The organism is Sphaerisporangium melleum (genome assembly GCF_014646695.1).
GTDB lineage: Bacteria > Actinomycetota > Actinomycetes > Streptosporangiales > Streptosporangiaceae > Sphaerisporangium > Sphaerisporangium melleum.
In genome coordinates, this window is sequence record NZ_BMNT01000028.1 from 39,832 (window position 1) to 57,945 (window position 18,114).

General features: G+C 71.8%; 15 protein-coding genes. 11 read left to right on the plus strand and 4 right to left on the minus strand.

Going from position 1 to position 18,114, the window contains the following annotated elements:
• Positions 1 to 8 precede the first annotated feature (8 nt).
• The 8 genes from IEY93_RS23870 (at position 9) to IEY93_RS23905 (ending at position 7,899) form a co-directional block, all read left to right on the plus strand.
• The gene (locus IEY93_RS23870) at positions 9 to 1,064 is read left to right on the plus strand and encodes an ABC transporter substrate-binding protein (protein WP_189165346.1); all 1,056 of its coding nucleotides are present in this window, start codon (positions 9 to 11) and stop codon (positions 1,062 to 1,064) included.
• Positions 1,061 to 1,918: an ABC transporter ATP-binding protein gene (locus tag IEY93_RS23875; protein ID WP_189165347.1), complete on the plus strand. Its 858-nt coding sequence runs from the start codon at positions 1,061 to 1,063 to the stop codon at positions 1,916 to 1,918. The genes IEY93_RS23870 and IEY93_RS23875 overlap by 4 nt, the downstream gene beginning before the upstream one ends.
• The gene (locus IEY93_RS23880) at positions 1,915 to 2,772 is read left to right on the plus strand and encodes an ABC transporter permease (RefSeq protein WP_189165348.1); all 858 of its coding nucleotides are present in this window, start codon (positions 1,915 to 1,917) and stop codon (positions 2,770 to 2,772) included. The genes IEY93_RS23875 and IEY93_RS23880 overlap by 4 nt, the downstream gene beginning before the upstream one ends.
• The gene (locus IEY93_RS23885; protein WP_189165349.1) at positions 2,772 to 3,179 is read left to right on the plus strand and encodes an RrF2 family transcriptional regulator; all 408 of its coding nucleotides are present in this window, start codon (positions 2,772 to 2,774) and stop codon (positions 3,177 to 3,179) included. Before IEY93_RS23880 ends, IEY93_RS23885 begins: the two co-directional genes overlap by 1 nt.
• A 111-nt stretch (positions 3,180 to 3,290) precedes the next feature.
• Complete coding sequence (locus tag IEY93_RS23890; protein WP_189165350.1) at positions 3,291 to 4,829, plus strand: serine/threonine-protein kinase; 1,539 nt, start codon at positions 3,291 to 3,293, stop codon at positions 4,827 to 4,829.
• Positions 4,830 to 5,362: 533 nt separating this feature from the next.
• Positions 5,363 to 6,319, plus strand: a complete 957-nt coding sequence (locus IEY93_RS23895) for an ATP-binding protein (protein WP_189165351.1) — start codon at positions 5,363 to 5,365, stop codon at positions 6,317 to 6,319.
• Positions 6,320 to 6,473: 154 nt separating this feature from the next.
• Positions 6,474 to 6,860 (plus strand): SCO5389 family protein, encoded by a 387-nt coding sequence (locus IEY93_RS23900; protein ID WP_189165352.1) that lies wholly within the window; start codon positions 6,474 to 6,476, stop codon positions 6,858 to 6,860.
• A 394-nt stretch (positions 6,861 to 7,254) separates the two neighbouring features.
• Positions 7,255 to 7,899: a GNAT family N-acetyltransferase gene (locus tag IEY93_RS23905; RefSeq protein WP_189165421.1), complete on the plus strand. Its 645-nt coding sequence runs from the start codon at positions 7,255 to 7,257 to the stop codon at positions 7,897 to 7,899.
• Positions 7,900 to 8,456: 557 nt separating this feature from the next.
• Here the strand turns inward: IEY93_RS23905 and IEY93_RS23910 are convergent.
• Positions 8,457 to 8,939: a hypothetical protein gene (locus IEY93_RS23910; RefSeq protein ID WP_189165353.1), complete on the minus strand. Its 483-nt coding sequence runs from the start codon at positions 8,937 to 8,939 to the stop codon at positions 8,457 to 8,459.
• 373 nt (positions 8,940 to 9,312) lie between these two features.
• Between IEY93_RS23910 and IEY93_RS23915 the strand changes: the two genes are divergently transcribed.
• Complete coding sequence (locus tag IEY93_RS23915; RefSeq protein ID WP_189165354.1) at positions 9,313 to 12,402, plus strand: AfsR/SARP family transcriptional regulator; 3,090 nt, start codon at positions 9,313 to 9,315, stop codon at positions 12,400 to 12,402.
• A 403-nt stretch (positions 12,403 to 12,805) separates the two neighbouring features.
• Positions 12,806 to 13,111, plus strand: a complete 306-nt coding sequence (locus tag IEY93_RS23920) for a hypothetical protein (RefSeq protein WP_189165355.1) — start codon at positions 12,806 to 12,808, stop codon at positions 13,109 to 13,111.
• Here IEY93_RS23920 and IEY93_RS23925 read toward each other — a convergent pair.
• Positions 13,108 to 14,061 (minus strand): AraC family transcriptional regulator, encoded by a 954-nt coding sequence (locus IEY93_RS23925; protein ID WP_189165356.1) that lies wholly within the window; start codon positions 14,059 to 14,061, stop codon positions 13,108 to 13,110. The genes IEY93_RS23920 and IEY93_RS23925 overlap by 4 nt on opposite strands.
• Before the next feature lie 103 nt (positions 14,062 to 14,164).
• Between IEY93_RS23925 and IEY93_RS23930 the strand changes: the two genes are divergently transcribed.
• Positions 14,165 to 15,199 carry an aldo/keto reductase gene (locus IEY93_RS23930; protein WP_189165357.1) on the plus strand — a complete coding sequence of 345 codons (1,035 nt, stop codon included), beginning with the start codon at positions 14,165 to 14,167 and terminating at the stop codon, positions 15,197 to 15,199.
• Positions 15,200 to 15,286: 87 nt separating this feature from the next.
• On the opposite strand, the gene IEY93_RS23935 is transcribed toward IEY93_RS23930, so the two are convergent.
• Together IEY93_RS23935 and IEY93_RS23940 are read right to left on the minus strand one after the other, a co-directional pair.
• Positions 15,287 to 16,891, minus strand: a complete 1,605-nt coding sequence (locus IEY93_RS23935) for an MFS transporter (RefSeq protein WP_189165358.1) — start codon at positions 16,889 to 16,891, stop codon at positions 15,287 to 15,289.
• Between the two features lie 615 nt (positions 16,892 to 17,506).
• The gene (locus tag IEY93_RS23940; protein WP_189165359.1) at positions 17,507 to 18,097 is read right to left on the minus strand and encodes a TetR/AcrR family transcriptional regulator; all 591 of its coding nucleotides are present in this window, start codon (positions 18,095 to 18,097) and stop codon (positions 17,507 to 17,509) included.
• Positions 18,098 to 18,114 lie beyond the last annotated feature (17 nt).

Here is an 18,114-nt window from a genome sequence, read left to right on the forward strand (position 1 = left end):
AGAGTGTCATGAAGGTTCGCAGGCTACGAGGGATGGCGGCCGCGCTGGCCGCGGTCGCGGTGACCGCCCTCGCGGCGGCCTGCGGAGGGGATGGGGGATCCTCCGGCGGCGAGGCTGCCAAGACCGAGGTGCGCCTCGGCTTCTTTCCGAACATCACGCACTCCACGGCCCTGGTGGGGGTCAAGAAGGGCTTCTTCGCCAAGGCGCTCGGCTCGAACGTCACGCTGAAGACGGCCACGTTCAACGCCGGCCCGGCCGCGACCGAGGCGATCTTCTCCGACGCCATCGACGCCACCTACATCGGGCCGAACCCGGCCATCAACGCCTGGTCCAAGTCCAAGGGACAGGCCATCAAGATCATCGCTGGCGCGGCCTCCGGCGGGGTCTTCCTCGTCGTCAAGCCCGAGATCAACGACGTGGCCGACCTCAAGGGCAAGAAGATCGCCACACCGCAGCTCGGCAACACCCAGGACGTCGCGCTGCGCTACTGGCTGCAGGAGAAGGGGCTCAAGACCGACACCAAGGGCGGCGGCGACGTCTCGATCGTGCCCCAGGAGAACGCCCAGACCCTGCAGACCTTCGCGACCGGCGACATCGACGGCGCCTGGGTGCCCGAGCCCTTCGCCAGCCGTCTCGTGCTCGAGAGCAAGGGCAAGATCCTGCTGAACGAGTCCGACCTGTGGCCGGGCAACAAGTTCGTGATCACGCACCTGATCGTCCGGCAGCAGTTCCTCAAGGAGCACCCCGACCTGGTCAAGAAGCTGATCGAGGCGCACGTCGAGTCGACCGCCTACATCAACTCCGACCCGGCCGGTGCCAAGGAGGCCATCAACGCCGAACTGCAGGACCTCAGCGGCAAGCCGCTCAAGCCCGAGGTGCTGGAGAGCGCGTTCAAGAACATCGCCTTCACCAACGACCCGATCGCCTCCTCGCTGGTGGGCAGCGCCGACCACGCGGTGAAGGTCGGGCTGCTCGACCCGGTGGACCTCAACGGCATCTACGACCTGAAGATCCTCAACGAGGTCCTCGCCGCCAAGGGCGAGCAGGCGGTGGCCGACAGATGACGGCTCCCACGAAGGAGCTGCGCTCCGGCCGGATCGACGGGCGCGAGCCCGCGGTCCGGCTGGACGCCGTCTCCAAGGTGTACGGCAGGGAACTGCTCGCCCTGGACCGGGTCACGCTGTCGGTCGCCAGGGGCGAGTTCGTCTGCCTGCTCGGCGCGTCCGGCTGCGGCAAGAGCACGCTGCTCAATCTGGTCGCCGGGCTCGACCGCGCCACGGCCGGGACGATCGACACCGGCGGCGCGCGCATCGCGATGATGTTCCAGGAGCCCGCGCTGTTCCCCTGGCTCACCGTCTCGGCCAACATCGAGCTGGCGCTGCGGGTGACCAGCACGGGCGCCGGCACGACCAGAAAGCAGCGCCGGGCCCGGGCGGCCGAGCTGCTGGAGACCGTCCACCTGGGCGACTTCGGCGGCAAGCGGCCGCACGAGCTGTCCGGCGGCATGCGCCAGCGGGTGGCGCTCGCGCGGGCCCTCGCGCAGGACGCCGACGTGCTGCTCATGGACGAGCCGTTCGGCGCGCTCGACGCGATGACCCGCGACCTGCTGCACGACGAGCTGGAGCGCATCTGGCGCGAGCGCGGCCTGTCGGTGCTGTTCGTGACGCACAACGTGCGCGAGGCCGTGCGGCTCGGCGACCGGGTGGTGCTGCTGAGCAGCAGGCCCGGCACCGTGATCGAGGACTACAAGATCACGCTCGACCGGCCGCGCCGCACCGACTCCGGCGAGGTCACCGGGCAGGCCGCCACCATCACCGACCGCCTCAAGCAGGAGGTGCTGCGGCACGCCCGCCGCGCCCCCGCCGCGAGCGGCCCGGACGCGGCCACCGGCACCACACCATCGGGAGGCGAGCGATGACCGCCGACGTCTCCCAGCACCTCGCCGGGCTGGACGCGCTGGAGCTGTCCGGCCGGGAGCGGCGCGGCCTCGCCTCGCGTGTCTGGGCGCGGGCCTGGCCGATGATCTCGGCGATCATCCTGGTCCTGGCCATCTGGGAGCTGGTCGTGCTGAGCGGCTGGCGCCCGGAGTACGTCCTGCCCGGGCCCGGCACGGTGCTCGCCGATCTGGGGCACCGCCTCGGCGACGGCGAGTTCTACGCGGCCGTGGCGGTGACCATGCGCCGGGCGGTCATCGGGTTCGCCATCGCGGTGCTGACCGGGCTGGTCGTCGGCGCGGCCGTGTCCCGGGTGCGGCCGCTGCGCGCGGCGTTCGGCTCGCTGATCACCGGCCTGCAGACCATGCCGTCCATCGCGTGGTTCCCGCTGGCCATCCTGCTGTTCAAGCTCAGCGAGAGCGCGATCCTGTTCGTGGTCGTCCTCGGGGCCGCCCCGTCCATCGCCAACGGCCTGATCGCCGGGGTCGACTACACCCCGCCGATCCTGCTGCGCGCCGGGCACATCCTCGGCCTGCGGCGCCTCGCGCTCTACCGGCACGTCATCCTGCCCGCTTCGCTGCCCTCGTTCCTGTCCGGCCTCAAGCAGGGCTGGGCGTTCGCCTGGCGCTCCCTCATGGCCGGCGAGCTGCTCGTGATCATCGCGCACCAGACGTCGATCGGCGAGCAGCTCGACAACGCCCGCGAACTGTCCGACGCCCCCGGGCTCCTCGCGACGATGATCGTGATCCTGGTCATCGGCATCGTCGTGGACATGGTCTTCGGTGCGGCCGACAACGCTCTCCGGCGCCGCTGGGGGCTCGACCAGCGCGTCGGCTGATGCGGATCTCGGCGAGGACACAGTACGCGCTGCGCGCCGTCGCGGAACTCGCGGCGGCGCCGCCCGGGCCGGTGCCCGCGGAGCGCATCGCGACCGTCCAGGACATCCCGCGCCGGTTCCTGGACAACATCCTGCTGCAGTTGCGGCGGGCGGGGCTCATCGAGAGCCAGCGCGGGCCGGACGGCGGCTACTGGCTGGCCCGCCCGGCCATGGAGATCACGCTGGCCGACGTCATCCTGGTGATCGAGGGCGTGCCTCCCCGGGGTGAGCGGTTCCCGGGCGCCGCCGGGCCGCTGGCCGATGTGTGGACGGCGCTGCGCGCGTTCGAGGACCGGACGCTGAGCGAGATCACCCTGGCGCACATCGCCAGCGGCACCCTGCCCTTCGACGGCATGCGGCACCCCTGACGCCGCGCTGGACAGCCGCCCTCGCCATTGGAGCGCGCCGGTCCCGGGAACTGTGGAAGACTGCCCATCTGCTGACTTGTCGCTCCATCGCCTGCGAAGGGGCATTTTGCGATGGGAACTCCTGGTCAACTGGTGGTGAGGCGGTACCGCCTGGTGCGCGCCCTCGGCCAGGGCGGCATGGGCATGGTGTGGGAAGGACACGACACCCTCCTGGACCGGCCGGTCGCCGTCAAGGAGGTCCTGGTCCCGCCCCGGCTGGACTCCCGCCAGCGGCTCCAGATGCTGCAGCGCACCTCGCGCGAGGCCCGCACGGCCGCCCGGCTCAACCACCGCACGATCGTCGGGGTCTACGACGTCGCCGAGGAGGACGGGCATCCCTGGATCATCATGGAGCTCGTCCCCTCCCGCTCCCTGGACCGCGTGCTGGCCAGCGAGGGCCCGCTGTCGGTGACCCGGGCCGCCACCATCGCGAGCGAGGTCCTCACGGCGCTGTCGGTCGCGCACACGGCCGGGGTGGTGCACCGCGACGTCAAGCCGGCCAACATCCTGATCGGCTACGACGGGCGGGTGGTGCTCAGCGACTTCGGCATCGCCACCTCGCTCGGCGACCCCTACGCCCAGCGCAGCGGCACGGTGGGCTCGCCCGGCTTCGTCGCCCCCGAACGGCTCGACGGAGCGCCCGCCGCCCCCGAGGGTGATCTGTGGTCGCTCGGCGCCACGCTGTTCGCCACGGTGGTCGGCCGCCCGCCGCACGACAACTCGATGGGGCCGCTGGCCTCGCTGCTCACCCAGGACGCCGAGCTGGCCAGGGTCCCCGAAGAGCTGCGCCCGGTCCTCACCGGCCTGCTCGCCAAGGACCCGGCCAAGCGGATGAGCGCCGCCCAGGCCAAGGCCCTGCTGGAACCGCTGAGGTCCCCATGCCCCACGCCCGCGCCGTCCGGTCCGCGCTTCGTCGCGCGGACCAGGATGCTCGCCGGAGTGGCGGCCGCCGCGGCGCTCGCGGTGGCCGTCGGCGGCTGGGCGATCCTGCGGCCGTCCGACGCGGCGGCCCCCACCTCCGGCGGCACGTCCGCGGCCGGGAGCCCGGCCGCCCCCACGTCCGGCCAGACCGTGGGCGGCACCGCCTCCGCCGCGCCCGCACCCGCCCGGTTGCGCCTGCGGTGGTACGACGCCGAGGCGGGCTGGAAGGCCGGCGTGCCGCGCGGCTGGCGGCTCACGGTGCGGGACGGCAGGCACACCTGGGCGGCGCCGACCGGCACCGCCTACCTGGAGGTGCAGGTCGGCGACGCCCGGGGAAGGACCCCGCTGGACCTGCTGGAGGAGACCGAGCGGTCCCTGGCGGCGTCGGTGCGCAAGTACCGGAAGGTCCGCCTGGAGAAGGCGCCGGCCGGGACCGCGAGCCCCTCTCCCGCCACCGCCGGAACGGGAGGCGGGCGGCAGGCCGCGGACTGGGAGAGCACCTGGACCGGCCCGGGCTACCACTCGTGGGCGGTGAAGGGCGTCCCATACCACGAGCTGCGGCGGGTGATCGTCACCGGCGGCCGGGCCAGCGTGATCGACTGGGTGACCACCGGGCCGGAGTGGGAACGGCTGAGGCCGACCCTGACGGCCATCCTGAAGTACTACCACCCCCCGGCCGCCCGCACCTGACCTCCTCCCGGCCCCACCTGGCGGCCGCTGACGAGTGAGCACTTCCTCGGCTGCCGGCCGTACCTCGTGCGCTGTCCACGAACGTTGACCGGGTCGGACGCCGTAGCCGGCGCCGGCATCGCCGTACGCCGACCCGCCGGCCCGGCGCCGATCACATGCGGCACATGCCGAAGTGTGGAGCCGCGCCCGGTGCATGTATGCGGTCACCGCACCAGCCCCCTTCGACCACTCGGGACCGGCGCCGGGCACCCGAGACGGCGTGCTGGTCCATTTCGCGGACGGGCGGCAAGACGTCCAACTCGATGATGCGGGCACGGACATCGGCGGGCTGATCGTGGTGGAGCACAGCCCGGCAAGTGCGAGCGGTCTCCGGGTGGCTGTGGCTTAGGCGGGCATTGTGGCCATATGTGCTGGTCAGCAGGGTGACATCAAGGTCATGACCTGGCGAAGAACGGCTTCGGGAGCACCGGTCCGTGGCATCATGGGCTCGTCGGTACTTGCAATGGTTTTCATAACCAGATTGGATCGCACCTATGAGAGTCGCCTTCGTCGGCAAGGGCGGCAGCGGCAAGACCACGCTGTCGTCGCTGTTCGCCCGGTACGTCGCACGGCAGGGCGACCCGGTGGTCGCCATCGACGCCGACATCAACCAGCACCTCGGCATGCTCCTCGGCCTCGACCCCGCGGCCCTGCCCGAGCCGCTGGGTGCACACCTCGGCGAGATCAAGGAATATCTGCGCGGCGTCAACCCGCTGATCCGCTCCGCCGCGTCGATGGTCAAGACGACCCCGCCGGGCCGGGGTTCCCGGCTGGTCACCCTCGCCGACCCGTTCTTCGCCGAGCGGTTCTCGGTGCCCGTCCAGGGCTTCGACCTGATGGTCACCGGCCCGTTCGACGAGGACGACCTCGGGGTGGCCTGCTATCACTCCAAGGTCGGCGCGGTCGAGCTGTACCTCAACCACCTGGTCGACGAGCGCGACGAGTACGTCGTCGTCGACATGACCGCCGGGGCCGACTCCTTCGCTTCCGGCATGTTCACCCGGTTCGACATGACCTTCCTGGTGGCGGAGCCCACCCGGCAGGGCGTGAGCGTCTACCGCCAGTACCTCGACCACGCCCGCGACTTCGAGGTGCCCATCGCCGTGGTCGGCAACAAGGTCCACTCCGAGCAGGACGCCGCCTTCCTCGCCGAGCAGGTGGGCGACGACCTGCTGGTGTGCCTGGAGCACTCCCCGGCCGTCCGGGCGATGGAGCAGGGCCGCCCGTTCACCCTGGACGACCTGGAGCCGATCAACCTCGACGCCCTGGCCGTGCTGCTGGGACGGGTGCGGGTGCAGGAGAAGGACTGGGAGCGCTTCGGCCGCCAGACCGTCGAGTTCCACGTGCGCAACGCCAGGGCCTGGGCCGACGCGGCCACCGGTGAGGACCTCACGCGGCAGATCGACCATGGCTTCGTCTTCGGCGAGAGCCCCAGGGTGACCGCCGGATGACCTGGCGACGAGCGGCTCCATGACCTGCCCGATGACCGCCGTCCGCCCGGCCGGGACCGCCCCGGCCCACGTGACTGTCCCCCTTCCGCCACCTGGAGACGTCCCGACGTGCCGCATAACGTCGAAAGTCGCCCATCTCGAGAGGAGAACCAGCATGTCGCTGACCGTTCCGAACGAGCTCATCGACCAGGCTCGCGCCGGAGACGTGGACGACGAGGCGTTTCTCGCCTGTGTCCGCGACTCCCTCCCGTACGCCTGGTCGATGATCACGGGGCTGGTCCGGGAACGTGAGGAGAGCGGCGCCGAGTTCGCCGACAACCTGACGCCTCCGCCGGACGAGGCCGCGCGGGGCCAGTTGCTGCGCTGCATGGCGAGCGATGCCATGCGGGGAGCCCTGGAGCGCCACTTCGGCGTGCGGCTCGCCTTCCAGAACTGCCACCGGGTGGCGGTGTTCGACCCGTCGGCCGAGAAGGCGCTCGCGGAGTTCGTCACCGCCCGCGCCCAGATCCTCAACCAGCGGCCCGACCTGGTCGACTGCTGACCGGCGGTCCTTCGCCGGCCCGCCCTGTCCGGCCGGCGAAGGACCGTCCGCACTTCTCGCCTCAGCCGGTGCAGGCGCGCACCGGTGCCGGGCCGGCGGCGAGGTCGCGGGCAGCGTCCGCAGCGCCACCGCCACCGAAGGCCGGCCGCCACTGCCCGCCCTGACCACGTGCGGCCGGACCAGGCGGTTCGCCCGCTGGACACCCTCCACGGTCACACCCGTCGCACCCTGATCTGCATTACCGAAGCTTTACCCTCGGCCGGCCGCGCACCGGCCGACGATCATGCCTCTGACCTGCGGAGAAACCCTGGTCACCCCGGCGCTTCCGGACGCCGACCTAGATGTTCCATCCGATTTGGTGCAGAGTATTCAAAGGAGCCCCCATCATGTGCTCATGCCCGCTTTTGTCACCTTGTCCGGGCGCTCCGTGCGCCTGGAACCCCTCAGCTTCGCGGTGATCGATGATCTTGTCGCCGCGGCGAGTGAAGACCGCTCCACCTACGCCTTCACTCGGGTTCCCGCCGGTCGGGAAGAGATGACCTCGTACGTCGAGGCGGCTCTGGCTGAGCAGGCGGAGGGTCGCAGCATGCCCTTCGCCATCCGGTGGCTGCACACCGACAGAATCGTCGGTTCCACCCGCCTGATGCACCTGGAGTACTGGCAGGGCCCTCTGCCCTGGCCGCCCGGTGCACGCGGCGTCGTGGGCGAGGTCCCCTCCGTGGCGGACATCGGTTACACCTGGCTGGCCGCTTCGGCCCAGGGCACCAGTGTGAACCGCGAGAGCAAGTACCTTCTGCTCTCCCTCGCCTTCGACACCTGGCAGGTCCACCGCATCACCATCAAGGCAGATGTACGCAACCATCGTTCCCGGGCCGCCATCGAGGCCCTCGGCGCACACCTCGACGGGGTGCGGCGGGCGGACAGCCGAGGCGCCGACGACACGGTCCGAGATACGGCGTACTACTCGATCCTGAGCCATGAGTGGCCGGCCGTCCGAGAACGGATGCACGCGCGACTCGGCTACGCGCAGGCGGCCTGATCCCCGTTCCTTTCGATGAGACCTTGGAACGCACAGCCCGCCCGGCGGCCTGCACGGCCGCCGGGCGGGCTGTGTGTTTCCCGGGTCTCCCCGGGTCTCCCCGTGTTCCCCTTTTTCCCGCGTCCCCCGATTCCCCGTTCCCGGGTCCCCGGCGGCGCCCCCTCCCCGCGCCACCGGTTCCCCGGCACCTCCCCCGGCCGGCCACCGGTGCTCCCCCGGTCCGGTTCGCCGGCCTCTCCCCCGTGATCCCGGTCCCCCGGCGGCGCCCCCCGCGCCACCGGCTTCCCGGCACTCCCCCCTCGTCCGGCCCACCGGCGGCGCCCCCCGCGCCACCGGTTCGCCGGCGTCATCCCCCGGCCCGTCCGGCTCCCCGAGCCGTCCGGTCTCCCGGCCGTCTCCCCCGGATCCGGCCGGCCTTCCCCCCGACGCCCCAGGAGGCCGCGTTCCCCCGTCAGACCTCCTGGGACGTCCCTGTGGTGCCCCCGCGGGCGCGCTCCCCAGCGCGCCGCGGGCCCGCCGCGCGGATGAGGCCGTGGGGACCTCATCCGGCGGACGCGTCACTCGTCGCCGTCGGCCTCGTAGATGTAGTTCCAGCGGCCGCAGTACTTCTTGGCGTGCTTGTAGTTGTCCCAGTAGCAGACCCGGACCTGGATGTTGTCCACGTCCTCCTCGGAGAAGTGGAAGTAGCGGGAGCCGCTGGAACCGCACTTCTTGGCCCAGTACGTCGAGTCGTCGCCGTCCTCGTTCTCGAACTTGACCTGGACGTAGCCGCACAGCCAGCCCGGGGAGTTCTTGTCGTACACGCGGCCCTCGACGTGGAAGTCCCCGTCCTCGTCCTCGTAGACGTGGCCCTTGGCCTTGGCCCGCGAGCCGTTGTAGTACTTGCTGTAGTAGTAGCCCCAGTAGTCGTCGTAGTCGGCCGAGGCCGAGGTGGTGGTGGCGGTGGCCGCGGAGGCCGAACCGGCTAGGGCGGGCACACCCACCGCGATGACGGCGGAGGCGGCGGCGAGGCCCAGGATGTTGCGGATCGAGCGGCGCATTGTGGTTCTCTCCTCGGTGAGGTTCCCCCCGTAGTGCTTTTTGCTGCCTCGGGGCTTATGGCCTAAGTGATAGAGCCCACCGCCTGCAGAGCACTTACAACGGCCTTATCGCCGCCTGCAAGGCGCTTGAGCCCCGGCCCCTGCCGGACCCCGGTCCCCGAGACCCGGATCCGGCTGTGGTGCCGCTGCCGCCGTGACCGCCCCCGCCTCGGGTCGCGTCCGGCATGAGACGAGCATCGCCCCATCCGTTCAACGCCAGATCAACGGGAAATCAACGACTCGATTAACGCGCCGGGGACCGCATAGGGCAGAAAGCATGTGGGGACCTATCATTTGGCGATAGAACTGTCTTTAGGCTGGAGAAGCACGGAAAATGGCTGGTCAAGAGAGTACGGCTGGCCTCCGCTTCGCGGTCCTCGGACCGGTCCAGGCCTGGCTGTCCGGCAGGGAGCTCGAGCTGGGCACCCCCCTGCAGCGATCCATCCTCGCCATGCTGCTGCTCCGCGAGGGGCGCGCGGTGACCCCGATGGAGATGATCGACGCGATCTGGGGCGAGGAGGCCCCGCCTCGGGCGCTCGGCGCGCTGCGCACGTACGTCTCCCGGCTGCGGGCCGTACTGGAGCCGGAACGCTCCCCGCGCATGCGTCCTGAGCTGCTGACCTCCGTGGGACGCGGCTACGCGCTCCGCCTCGCGCCGGACGCGCTCGACCTCACGGTCTTCGAACGGTCGGTCGCCGCCGCGGACGCCCGGCGCAAGGCCGGCGACCTGTCCGGCGCCGCCACGACCGTGCGCGACGCCCTCGCCCTGTGGTCCGGCGAGCCGCTCGCCGGGGCACTCGGCCCGTACATCGAGAGCCAGCGCGGCAGGCTGGTCGAGCGTCGCATCGGGGTCGTCGAGAGCCTGATGGACCTCGACCTGCGGCTCGGCCGGCACGCCGACGTCATCCCCGAGCTGATCGCCCTGACCGCCGAGCACCCGCTGAGGGAGCGGCTGCGCGGCCAGCTCATGCTCGCCTACTACCGCTGCGGCCGGCAGGCCGAGGCACTGGCGGTGTTCTCCGACACCCGCCGCGCGCTGGTGAACGAGCTCGGCATCGACCCCGGGCACGAGCTGACCTCCCTGCACCAGCGCATCCTCGGCGCCGACCCCCGGCTCGCCTGGACGCCCGCGGAGACGGCCCGGCCCGCCACGCCGCCCGCGACCGGAGACCGTCCCGGCCGCCACGACTCCGGCGAGGAGCAGGGCGCGGCCGGCCGGAAGGCGGGCGAGCAGCCGTTCCCCACCGCCGGCGGCGAGGACGAGGGCTTCCAGGAGATGCCGCGTCCCGCCCAGCTCCCGGCCGCCGTGAACGACTTCACCGGGCGCAGGCAGGTGGTCAACCGGTTGCGGACGCTGCTGACCAGCGGCACCGGCACCGAGGGCATGCCGGTCGCCGCGGTCTCCGGCATCGGCGGGGTCGGCAAGACCACTCTGGCGGTCCACGTGGCGCACTCGCTGCACGACGTTTTCCCCGACGGGCAGCTCTACGCCGACCTGCGCGGATACGGCAAGGAGCCGACGGCGCCCGAGTCGGTGCTCGCGGCCTTCCTGCGTGCCCTCGGCATCCCGGTCGACGTCATCCCGGACGGCCTGGCCGAGCGCGGCGCGCTGTTCCGCTCGCTGCTCGCCGACCGGCGGATGATCGTGCTGCTGGACAACGCCAGGGACGCCGAGCAGGTGGAGCACCTGCTGCCCGGCACCGCGGGGTGCGCGGCGATCATCACGAGCCGGGTCAAGCTCGCCGACCTGCCCTCGGCCCGACTGCTCGACCTGGAGGTCATGGAGCCGGACGAGGCGCTGACGCTGTTCTCGGCGGTCGCCGGCGCCGAACGGGTGGGAGCCGAGCGAGCCGCCGCCATGGACGTGGTCGCCATCTGCGGCTTCCTGCCGCTGGCCGTGCGCATCGTGGCGGCCCGGCTGGCGGCACGGCCGTCCTGGACGGTGGCCTCGCTGGTGCCCCGGCTGGCCGACGAGCGCCGCCGCCTTTCCGAGATGCGCATCGGGCACCTCGCCGTGGACGCCACGTTCTCGCTGGGGTACCGGCAGCTCGACCCGGTGCAGGCCCGCGCGTTCCGGCTGCTCTCGCTGCCCAACGGTCCGGACATCGGCGTGCAGGCCGCCGGAGCCGTGCTGTCGCTGAGCCCGATCGAGACCGAGGACGTCCTTGAGTCCCTGGTCGACGTGAGCCTGCTGGAGGCCCCGGCGCCGGGACGTTACCGCTTCCACGACCTGCTGCGGCTGTTCGCCCGTAAGCAGGCCGAGGCCACCGAGAGCCCGGAGGCGGCGGCGCTCGCGCTGCGCCGGCTGCTCGGGTTCTACCTGACGTCCGCCCAGGCGGCGCACCGGCTCGCGTACGAGGGAAGCGTCATCCCCGACCACCTGGTCGCGACCGGCGTCCCCGGACGCGTCTTCGCGGACGCCGACGAGGCGATCACCTGGCTCACCGTCGAGGCGGAGGCGTTGTTCGCCACGATCGGCCAGATCGCCGAGTCCGGCCCGCCGCCCGAGACGCTGCTCCCCGCGGCCGACCTGCTCGTCGCCATGGAGCCGTTGCTGGAGTCGGGCGCCTACCTGCGGGAGTTCGTCTCCCGTACCGAGGCGGTGATCGCCGCCGCGCGGGCCGTGGGCGACGCGGCGAGCGAACTGCGCTGCCGTTACGTCCTGGGCCGGACGCTGTTCGGCGGCAACCGGCTCGGGGCCGCCGAGGAGCAGTTCCGGGCGGCCCTGGACGTGGCGTCCTCCACCGGCGACCGCATCGTGACCGGCGAGCTGTACAACGGGCTCGCCGTCGTCGCGCAGCGCAGACGCCACCACGAGGAGGCGCTGGTCCTGTTCGACTCCGCGCTCAAGGCGTACCGGGAGATCGGCGCGGCGGCGGGCGAGGCGCTGGTGGCGAGCTACTCGGCGCGTGACCACCTCGGGCTCGGCGACGCCGACGAGGCGATCGCCGCCGCGCACCGCGGCCTGGCGATCTTCGCCGAGCTGGGAAGCGCGCCGGGCATGGCCCGCGCCCGCTACCAGCTCGGGCTCGTGCTGTCGCGGGTGGGCCGGCTGAACGAGGCCGTCGTCCACCACGCCGAGTGCCTGGACTTCTTCCGGGCCGGCGGGCAGAAGGTGTGGGAGCAGCGGGTCTGCTGCCGAATCGCCGAGACCTTCATCGCCGCCGAGCGCTACCAGGACGCGACGCGGTACGCCGAGCAGGCCCTGACCCTGAGCAGGGAGATCGGGCATCCCTATGGGGAGGCGCTGTCACTGATGGTGCTGGGCCGTGCCCTCGCCGGGCTCGGCAGCGTCCGGCGCAGCGGCGACTGCCTCACCCGGGCCCTGGACATCTTCACCCGCCTGGGCGCCCCCGAGGCCGACGACCTGCGCGCGCTCCTGGAACCGGACCAGATCGGCGATGAGCTCTCTGACTCCGTGTAACGGCTCGTCGTCCATCCTGGTCATCCACACGTGATTGATCACCGTTGATCCCCGTTGTGTCGGTTGGCGTACTGGCAGGATGTAATGCTGTGCCCGGCCGGCCGTCTGCCGCCGCTGGGCGCTGGGGGCCCGGTGTCTACCGGTAGCGCCTGCGGCGACCGGCCGCCTCACGACGACGACCGGCCGGACTTCGGCACGAACACTTGAACCCCCCAAGCTCCGTGCCTACGTCGAGAAGCGTCCCGCCCACGGCTCAACATACGATCAACGGCGGATGAAACACCTGACGGCGGGCCGGAAAGAGCTGGGGCACCGGGAGTTCAAGCCGGCGGCAAGCAGCGGGTAAGTGGGTAGAGGTACGACTGTGGCGTACGCCCGCACCGCCTGTCCCAAGGAGCGGATCATGACGTTGATCCCCTGCTACGCCTGCGAGTCACGGTTCCGGCCGGAGGAGTACTTCCTCGCCTGCCACGACTACAACCGCGGCATGGATCTCGTCGCCTGGACCTGCCCGCGGTGCGGCAACCGGGACGACCTGCGCGTGCTGCCCGACGCCATCGGGTTCGGCTACCCACGCCGGGGCCGCTTCGCCGTGCAGGACAGCTTCCGCGTCCCCGGCCTGCGCCGCCACCGCCAGGACCTGCGCCTGGACATCTCGTTGAACAAGGAGGTCTGGCGCGTCTCCACGCGCCTGCGTCAGCTCAGCTAGCCCGCCTGACGCGTCCGCGGACCGCCGTCACCCTCTCTGTGGGCCGCGCCGACCCGGTAGGCACGCGGCGAGCGGCCCATCACCCGCTTGAAGGCGTTGCTGAAGGCGCTCTCCGACCCGTATCCCCAGGCGGACGCGATCGAGTGGATCGTACGGTCGGTGCCCCGCAGGTCCCGCGCGGCGGCGTGCATGCGCCAACGCAGCAGGTACTCCAGCGGGGCAGACCCGACGACCTCCTTGAACCGCTGGGCGAAGCTCGACCGTGACATGCCCGCGGCGGCGGCCAGCTCGGGCACCGTCCACTGCCGCGCGGCCTGCTCGTGCATGAGCCGCAGGGCGGGCCCGATCTGCGGGTCCATGAGCGCGACGAGCCAGCCGGCGCGCGATCCTCCCCCGGCCGCCGCCTGGGCGCGCAGCGCCTGGACGAAAATGATCTGTGCGATGCGCTCGGTCATGAACGCGGCGCCGAGGCCCGGCGCGGAGTTCTCGTGGGCGAGCAGCCGCAACGCCGCGTGCAGCGCCTCGGCGTGGGCGGAGTCGCCCGGCACATGGACGAACGGCGGCAGGACGTCCAGCAGCAGGCGGGCGTTGCCCTCGTCCAGCATGATCGGCCCGCCCACGACCACGACCTCGTCGGCCGTTCCGTACCGGAGCACGCCGTCGACGGCGGCGCGGAACGCGATCGGCCCGTACACCGGCTCGGTGCCGGGGTCGCGATCGCGTGACATGCGGTACGGGGCGCCGGCGTTGACGAGATAACAGTCCCCGGCCTCGACCCGCACGGGTTCAAGGCCCTCCAGAGCGATCCAGCAGGAGCCGGTGAGCACGGCGGCGAACTTGACGCGCCGGTAGCCGTCGAAGCGCAGTGCCCAGGGGCCGCCTGCCTCCAGGCGGACGGGCTGCGCGCTCTCGACGTTCATCATGGACAGCACGTAGGACAGCGGATCCATAGCGGCTCCGGAGCATCTCGCAAGAAAATCGGATTTTCTCGCATGGATTCTCCCTGGTCGGGTGCGTAGCGTGCAAGAGCAACCATCCACAGGGGGAGAAATCATGAAATATCGCCCGTTGGGGCGCACCGGGGTGTACGTCTCGGAGCTCTGCCTCGGCACCATGTCGTTCGGCGGCCCGGACCACCCGGTGTGGGGGGCGGTCGGCGGCCTGGGCCTGCAGGACAGCGACCGGCTCGTCGGCGCGGCCCTGGACGCGGGGATCAACTTCATCGACACCGCCAACGTCTACGCCGACGGCGAGTCCGAGGCCCTGCTCGGCCAGGTGCTCAAGGACCGCCGCGACGACGTCGTGCTGGCCACCAAGGTCTCGGCCCGCATGGGAGCCGGCGCCAACGACGCCGGCCTCTCCCGCCTGCACGTCATGCGCGCCCTGGAGGACAGCCTGCGCCGGCTGCGGACCGACCACATCGACCTGTACCAGATCCACAACATCGACCGGTACACGCCGCTCGAGGAGACGCTGCGCGCACTCGACGACGCCGTACGCCAGGGCAAGATCCGCTACATCGGGTGCTCCAACCTCGCGGCCTGGCAGGTCGTCAAGGCGCTCGGCCACTCGGCCGCCCACAACCTCGCGCCGTTCGTCTCCGTGCAGTCGTACTACTCGCTGGCCACCCGGGACATCGAGCACGAGCTGGTCCCCATGCTCCAGGATGAAGGGCTCGGCCTGATGGTGTGGAGCCCGCTCGCCGGCGGCTTCCTGTCCGGCAAGTTCGACCGCCACGGCGCCTCCGACGCGGACTCCCGGCGGGCCAAGACCGAGATCGACTTCCCGTTGATCGACAAGGAGAAGGGGTACGACGTCATCGACGTGCTCCGGGAGGTCGCCGGCCGCCACGGGGTCAGCGCCGCCCGCGTGGCCCTCGCCTGGGTGCTGGGCCGGCCGGGCGTCACGAGCGTCATCATCGGCGCCAAGCGGCCCGACCAGCTCGCCGACAACCTCGCCGCCGCCGAGCTGACCCTCACCGATCAGGACCTGGCCGAGCTGGACGCGGTCAGCGCCGACCGGGTCCCCCACTACCCCGGCTGGATCCACCGGTTCGGCGAGCACGGCCGCCTCCCCGAGCCGGTCTGACCGTCCCTGCGACGCCGGCCACGACCGGCATGGAAGGAGCCGGGTGGCCGCTTGGCCACCCGGCTCCGGCTCGCGAAGCGCTGCGGGTCAGTGGGCGCCGACGGGCACCGGGGCCGCCTCGACCGCACCCTCGGCCTCCGCCTGCTCCGGCTGGGGCGCGGCGGCCGGGGCGCCCTCGCCGCGCAGGACGATCACCGACAGGACGGCCAGGCCGATGAAGATGGCGGCGCCGACCGCGGCGACCACGTTCAGGCCGCTGGTGAAGGCGGTGCGGGCGGCGTCGGTCACCTCGGCCGCGAACCGGCCACCGAGCTCCTGAGCGGCGCCGAGCGCCGCGGTGATGCTCTGGTGCGCGGTGTCCGCGGTGCCGGCCGGGACGCCGGCGGGCAGCTCGCCGCCGATCTGGGTGCGGTAGACGAAGGTCGCGAGGCTGCCGAGCGCGGCGACCCCGAGTGCCACACCGAACTCGCCGCTGGTCTGGCTGATCGAGGCGGCCGAGCCGGCCTTCTCCGGCGCGACCGAGCCCATGACGAGGTTCATGGTCAGCGACATCGGGAACGCGATGCCGAAGGAGGCGAGCACCAGCCCGGTGATCAGCAGCGGCAGTCCGCCGACGACCGGCACCAGGGTGTGGGCCACCAGACCGGCCCCGGCCACCAGCAGACCGGCGGCGATGACGTAGGCCGGGCGGATGCGGCGGGCCAGCGCCGGGGCGACCATCGAGCCGACGACCATGGCGATGTTCTGCGGCAGCAGCCACAGGCCGGCCTCCATCGGGCCGAGGCCCTGGACGGTCTGCAGGTAGAGGCTGGACAGCAGCGTGGTGCCGGCCATGACGACCCCGGCGAGCAGCCCGATGCCCATGGCGGTGCTGAAGGTGCGGCCGGCGAACAGCCGCAGGTCGAGCAGCGGGTTGGCGAGGCGGCGCTGACGCAGGACGAACACCGCGCCGATCGCGACGCCGGCGACGAGCGCGGCGACGGGCACCGCCTGCACACCTCCGCGGGCCAGCTCCTTCAGACCGTAGATCGCGGGCAGGATGGCGCCGAGGGACAGGGCGACGCTGGCCAGGTCGAGGCGGCCGGCGTTCGGGTCGCGGTACTCGGGCAGCAGGCGGGGGCCGACGACCAGCAGGAGCACCATCACCGGGACGCCGAGCAGGAAGGCCGAGCCCCACCAGAAGTGCTCCAGCAGCAGTCCGCCGACCATCGGGCCGACGGTCATGCCGCCCATGAAGCAGGCGAACCAGATGCCGATCGCCGTGCCCATCTCCTTGGGGTCGGTGAACATGTTGCGGATCAGCGCCATGGTCGAGGGCATCAGCGAGGCTCCGGCGACGCCGAGCAGCGCCCGCGAGGCGATGAGCATCTCCGGGCTGGTCGAGTAGGCCGCGAGGACCGAGGCGACGCCGAAGGCCGCCGCGCCGGTGAGCAGCAGCCTGCGGCGGCCGATGCGGTCACCCAGCGTCCCCATGGTCACCAGGAACCCGGCGAGCATGAACGAGTAGATGTCCAGGATCCACAGCTGCTCGGTCGAGTCGGCGCCGAGGCCGGCGCTCAGGTGGGGAAGCGCCAGGTAGAGGACGCTGATGTCCAGCGACAACAGCAGGGTCGGCAGGGCCAGCACCGCCAGCCCGATCCACTCACGCCGCCCGGCCCGGGGGCCGGCGGTGATCTCACCAGTGGGGCTCATTTCGAAATCCTTCACGGTCGGTGTCCGGGTGGCTTCGTGGTCCTGGCGCGACCGCGTCCCTCTTCGAAGGGCCCGCCGGCATCGGCGCCATCTCGTGCTGACATCACCGTCTCACCGACAAACTTTATTGTCAAGACGATTCGAGCTTTCGGTGGAAAGACGCGCCGGAGCCGGGCTCGAGGCGGGAGGGCTGGAGCCGTCGGCCAAGACCGCAACCGCGGCGCTGGGGCCGGTGGCGAGCGAGATCCGCCCAGGACGAGCCCCGAAGAGGACGTCAGGAGAAGGGTCGGCCAAGCCGGCGAGGCGGCCCTCACCTGGCCGCTGCTGGGGGCCGGCGGCCGCGACATCGGACTGCACCTGGCCCTGGTGGTGGGCCGCGGGGGCTTGTACGGGACGGCAAGCGTGCTCACCAGGCCCGCGCGAGCACCGGGCGTCTGGGACGGACGTAGGAGGCGCGGGAACGTCAGGCCTGCGGCGACATCAGGCGTGCGGCAACGTCCGGCGCCCGCGAAGATCTACCGCGCGGAACGTCGAGCGTGCCGGAGCGTCAGGGTGCGATCGGCCTCGGACGCGTTCCGGCATGCCAGGAGACGAGGGGCGTGCCCCGCGGAGAGGTCAGGGCATGCGGAGGCTGAGCCAGGCCGCCTCACAGAGGGCCTTGATCTCCTCTTCGGTGGGCTGGTGCGCGCCGGAGAACCACAGGCGGCACATCTCGGTGGCGGGGCCGAGCCACAGCACGTAGCACATCGTGGGGTGCACGGGCCGCAGCACGCCGTTCTTCATGTGCGGACGCCACCAGTCGGACACCTGGCGGAAGAAGGCCCGCCGCGACTCGGCCACCTCGGGCCCGCCCGGCTCCTCGCGCCGGGGCGGGCGCTCGCTGAGCAGGATGCGCGCCCGCTCGGGATGCTCACCGCACCAGGCCATGTGCAGCGCGACGATCGCCTCGATGCCGCCCTGGGCGCTCTCGTGCCGGCACAGTTCGTCGACGAAGGCCCGTTGGTACATGGTCTGGATCTCGGAGTAGAGCACCCCGAAGACGTGTTCCTTGCTGGCGAAGTGGTGGTAGAAGCTCCCCACGCTGACGCCGCTCTCCTCGCGGAGGCTGGCCAGGGTGGTGGCGGAGACGCCGTCCTGGCTGAAGCGGCGCAGGGCACCCTCGATGATGCGGGTGCGGCCGTCCCGTCCGTTCTTCGCGGTCTTCACACTGTCAATGGTGGCTC

Coding starts and splice junctions, on each gene's coding strand:
- IEY93_RS23920 (WP_189165355.1), top strand. CDS start 12,806: ATGACGTTGATCCCCTGCTACGCCTGCGAGTCACGGTTCCGGCCGGAG.
- IEY93_RS23930 (WP_189165357.1), top strand. CDS start 14,165: ATGAAATATCGCCCGTTGGGGCGCACCGGGGTGTACGTCTCGGAGCTC.
- IEY93_RS23900 (WP_189165352.1), top strand. CDS start 6,474: ATGTCGCTGACCGTTCCGAACGAGCTCATCGACCAGGCTCGCGCCGGA.
- IEY93_RS23870 (WP_189165346.1), top strand. CDS start 9: ATGAAGGTTCGCAGGCTACGAGGGATGGCGGCCGCGCTGGCCGCGGTC.
- IEY93_RS23880 (WP_189165348.1), top strand. CDS start 1,915: ATGACCGCCGACGTCTCCCAGCACCTCGCCGGGCTGGACGCGCTGGAG.
- IEY93_RS23875 (WP_189165347.1), top strand. CDS start 1,061: ATGACGGCTCCCACGAAGGAGCTGCGCTCCGGCCGGATCGACGGGCGC.
- IEY93_RS23890 (WP_189165350.1), top strand. CDS start 3,291: ATGGGAACTCCTGGTCAACTGGTGGTGAGGCGGTACCGCCTGGTGCGC.
- IEY93_RS23925 (WP_189165356.1), bottom strand. CDS start 14,061: ATGGATCCGCTGTCCTACGTGCTGTCCATGATGAACGTCGAGAGCGCG.
- IEY93_RS23905 (WP_189165421.1), top strand. CDS start 7,255: ATGCCCGCTTTTGTCACCTTGTCCGGGCGCTCCGTGCGCCTGGAACCC.
- IEY93_RS23910 (WP_189165353.1), bottom strand. CDS start 8,939: ATGCGCCGCTCGATCCGCAACATCCTGGGCCTCGCCGCCGCCTCCGCC.
- IEY93_RS23895 (WP_189165351.1), top strand. CDS start 5,363: ATGAGAGTCGCCTTCGTCGGCAAGGGCGGCAGCGGCAAGACCACGCTG.
- IEY93_RS23915 (WP_189165354.1), top strand. CDS start 9,313: ATGGCTGGTCAAGAGAGTACGGCTGGCCTCCGCTTCGCGGTCCTCGGA.
- IEY93_RS23935 (WP_189165358.1), bottom strand. CDS start 16,891: ATGAGCCCCACTGGTGAGATCACCGCCGGCCCCCGGGCCGGGCGGCGT.
- IEY93_RS23885 (WP_189165349.1), top strand. CDS start 2,772: ATGCGGATCTCGGCGAGGACACAGTACGCGCTGCGCGCCGTCGCGGAA.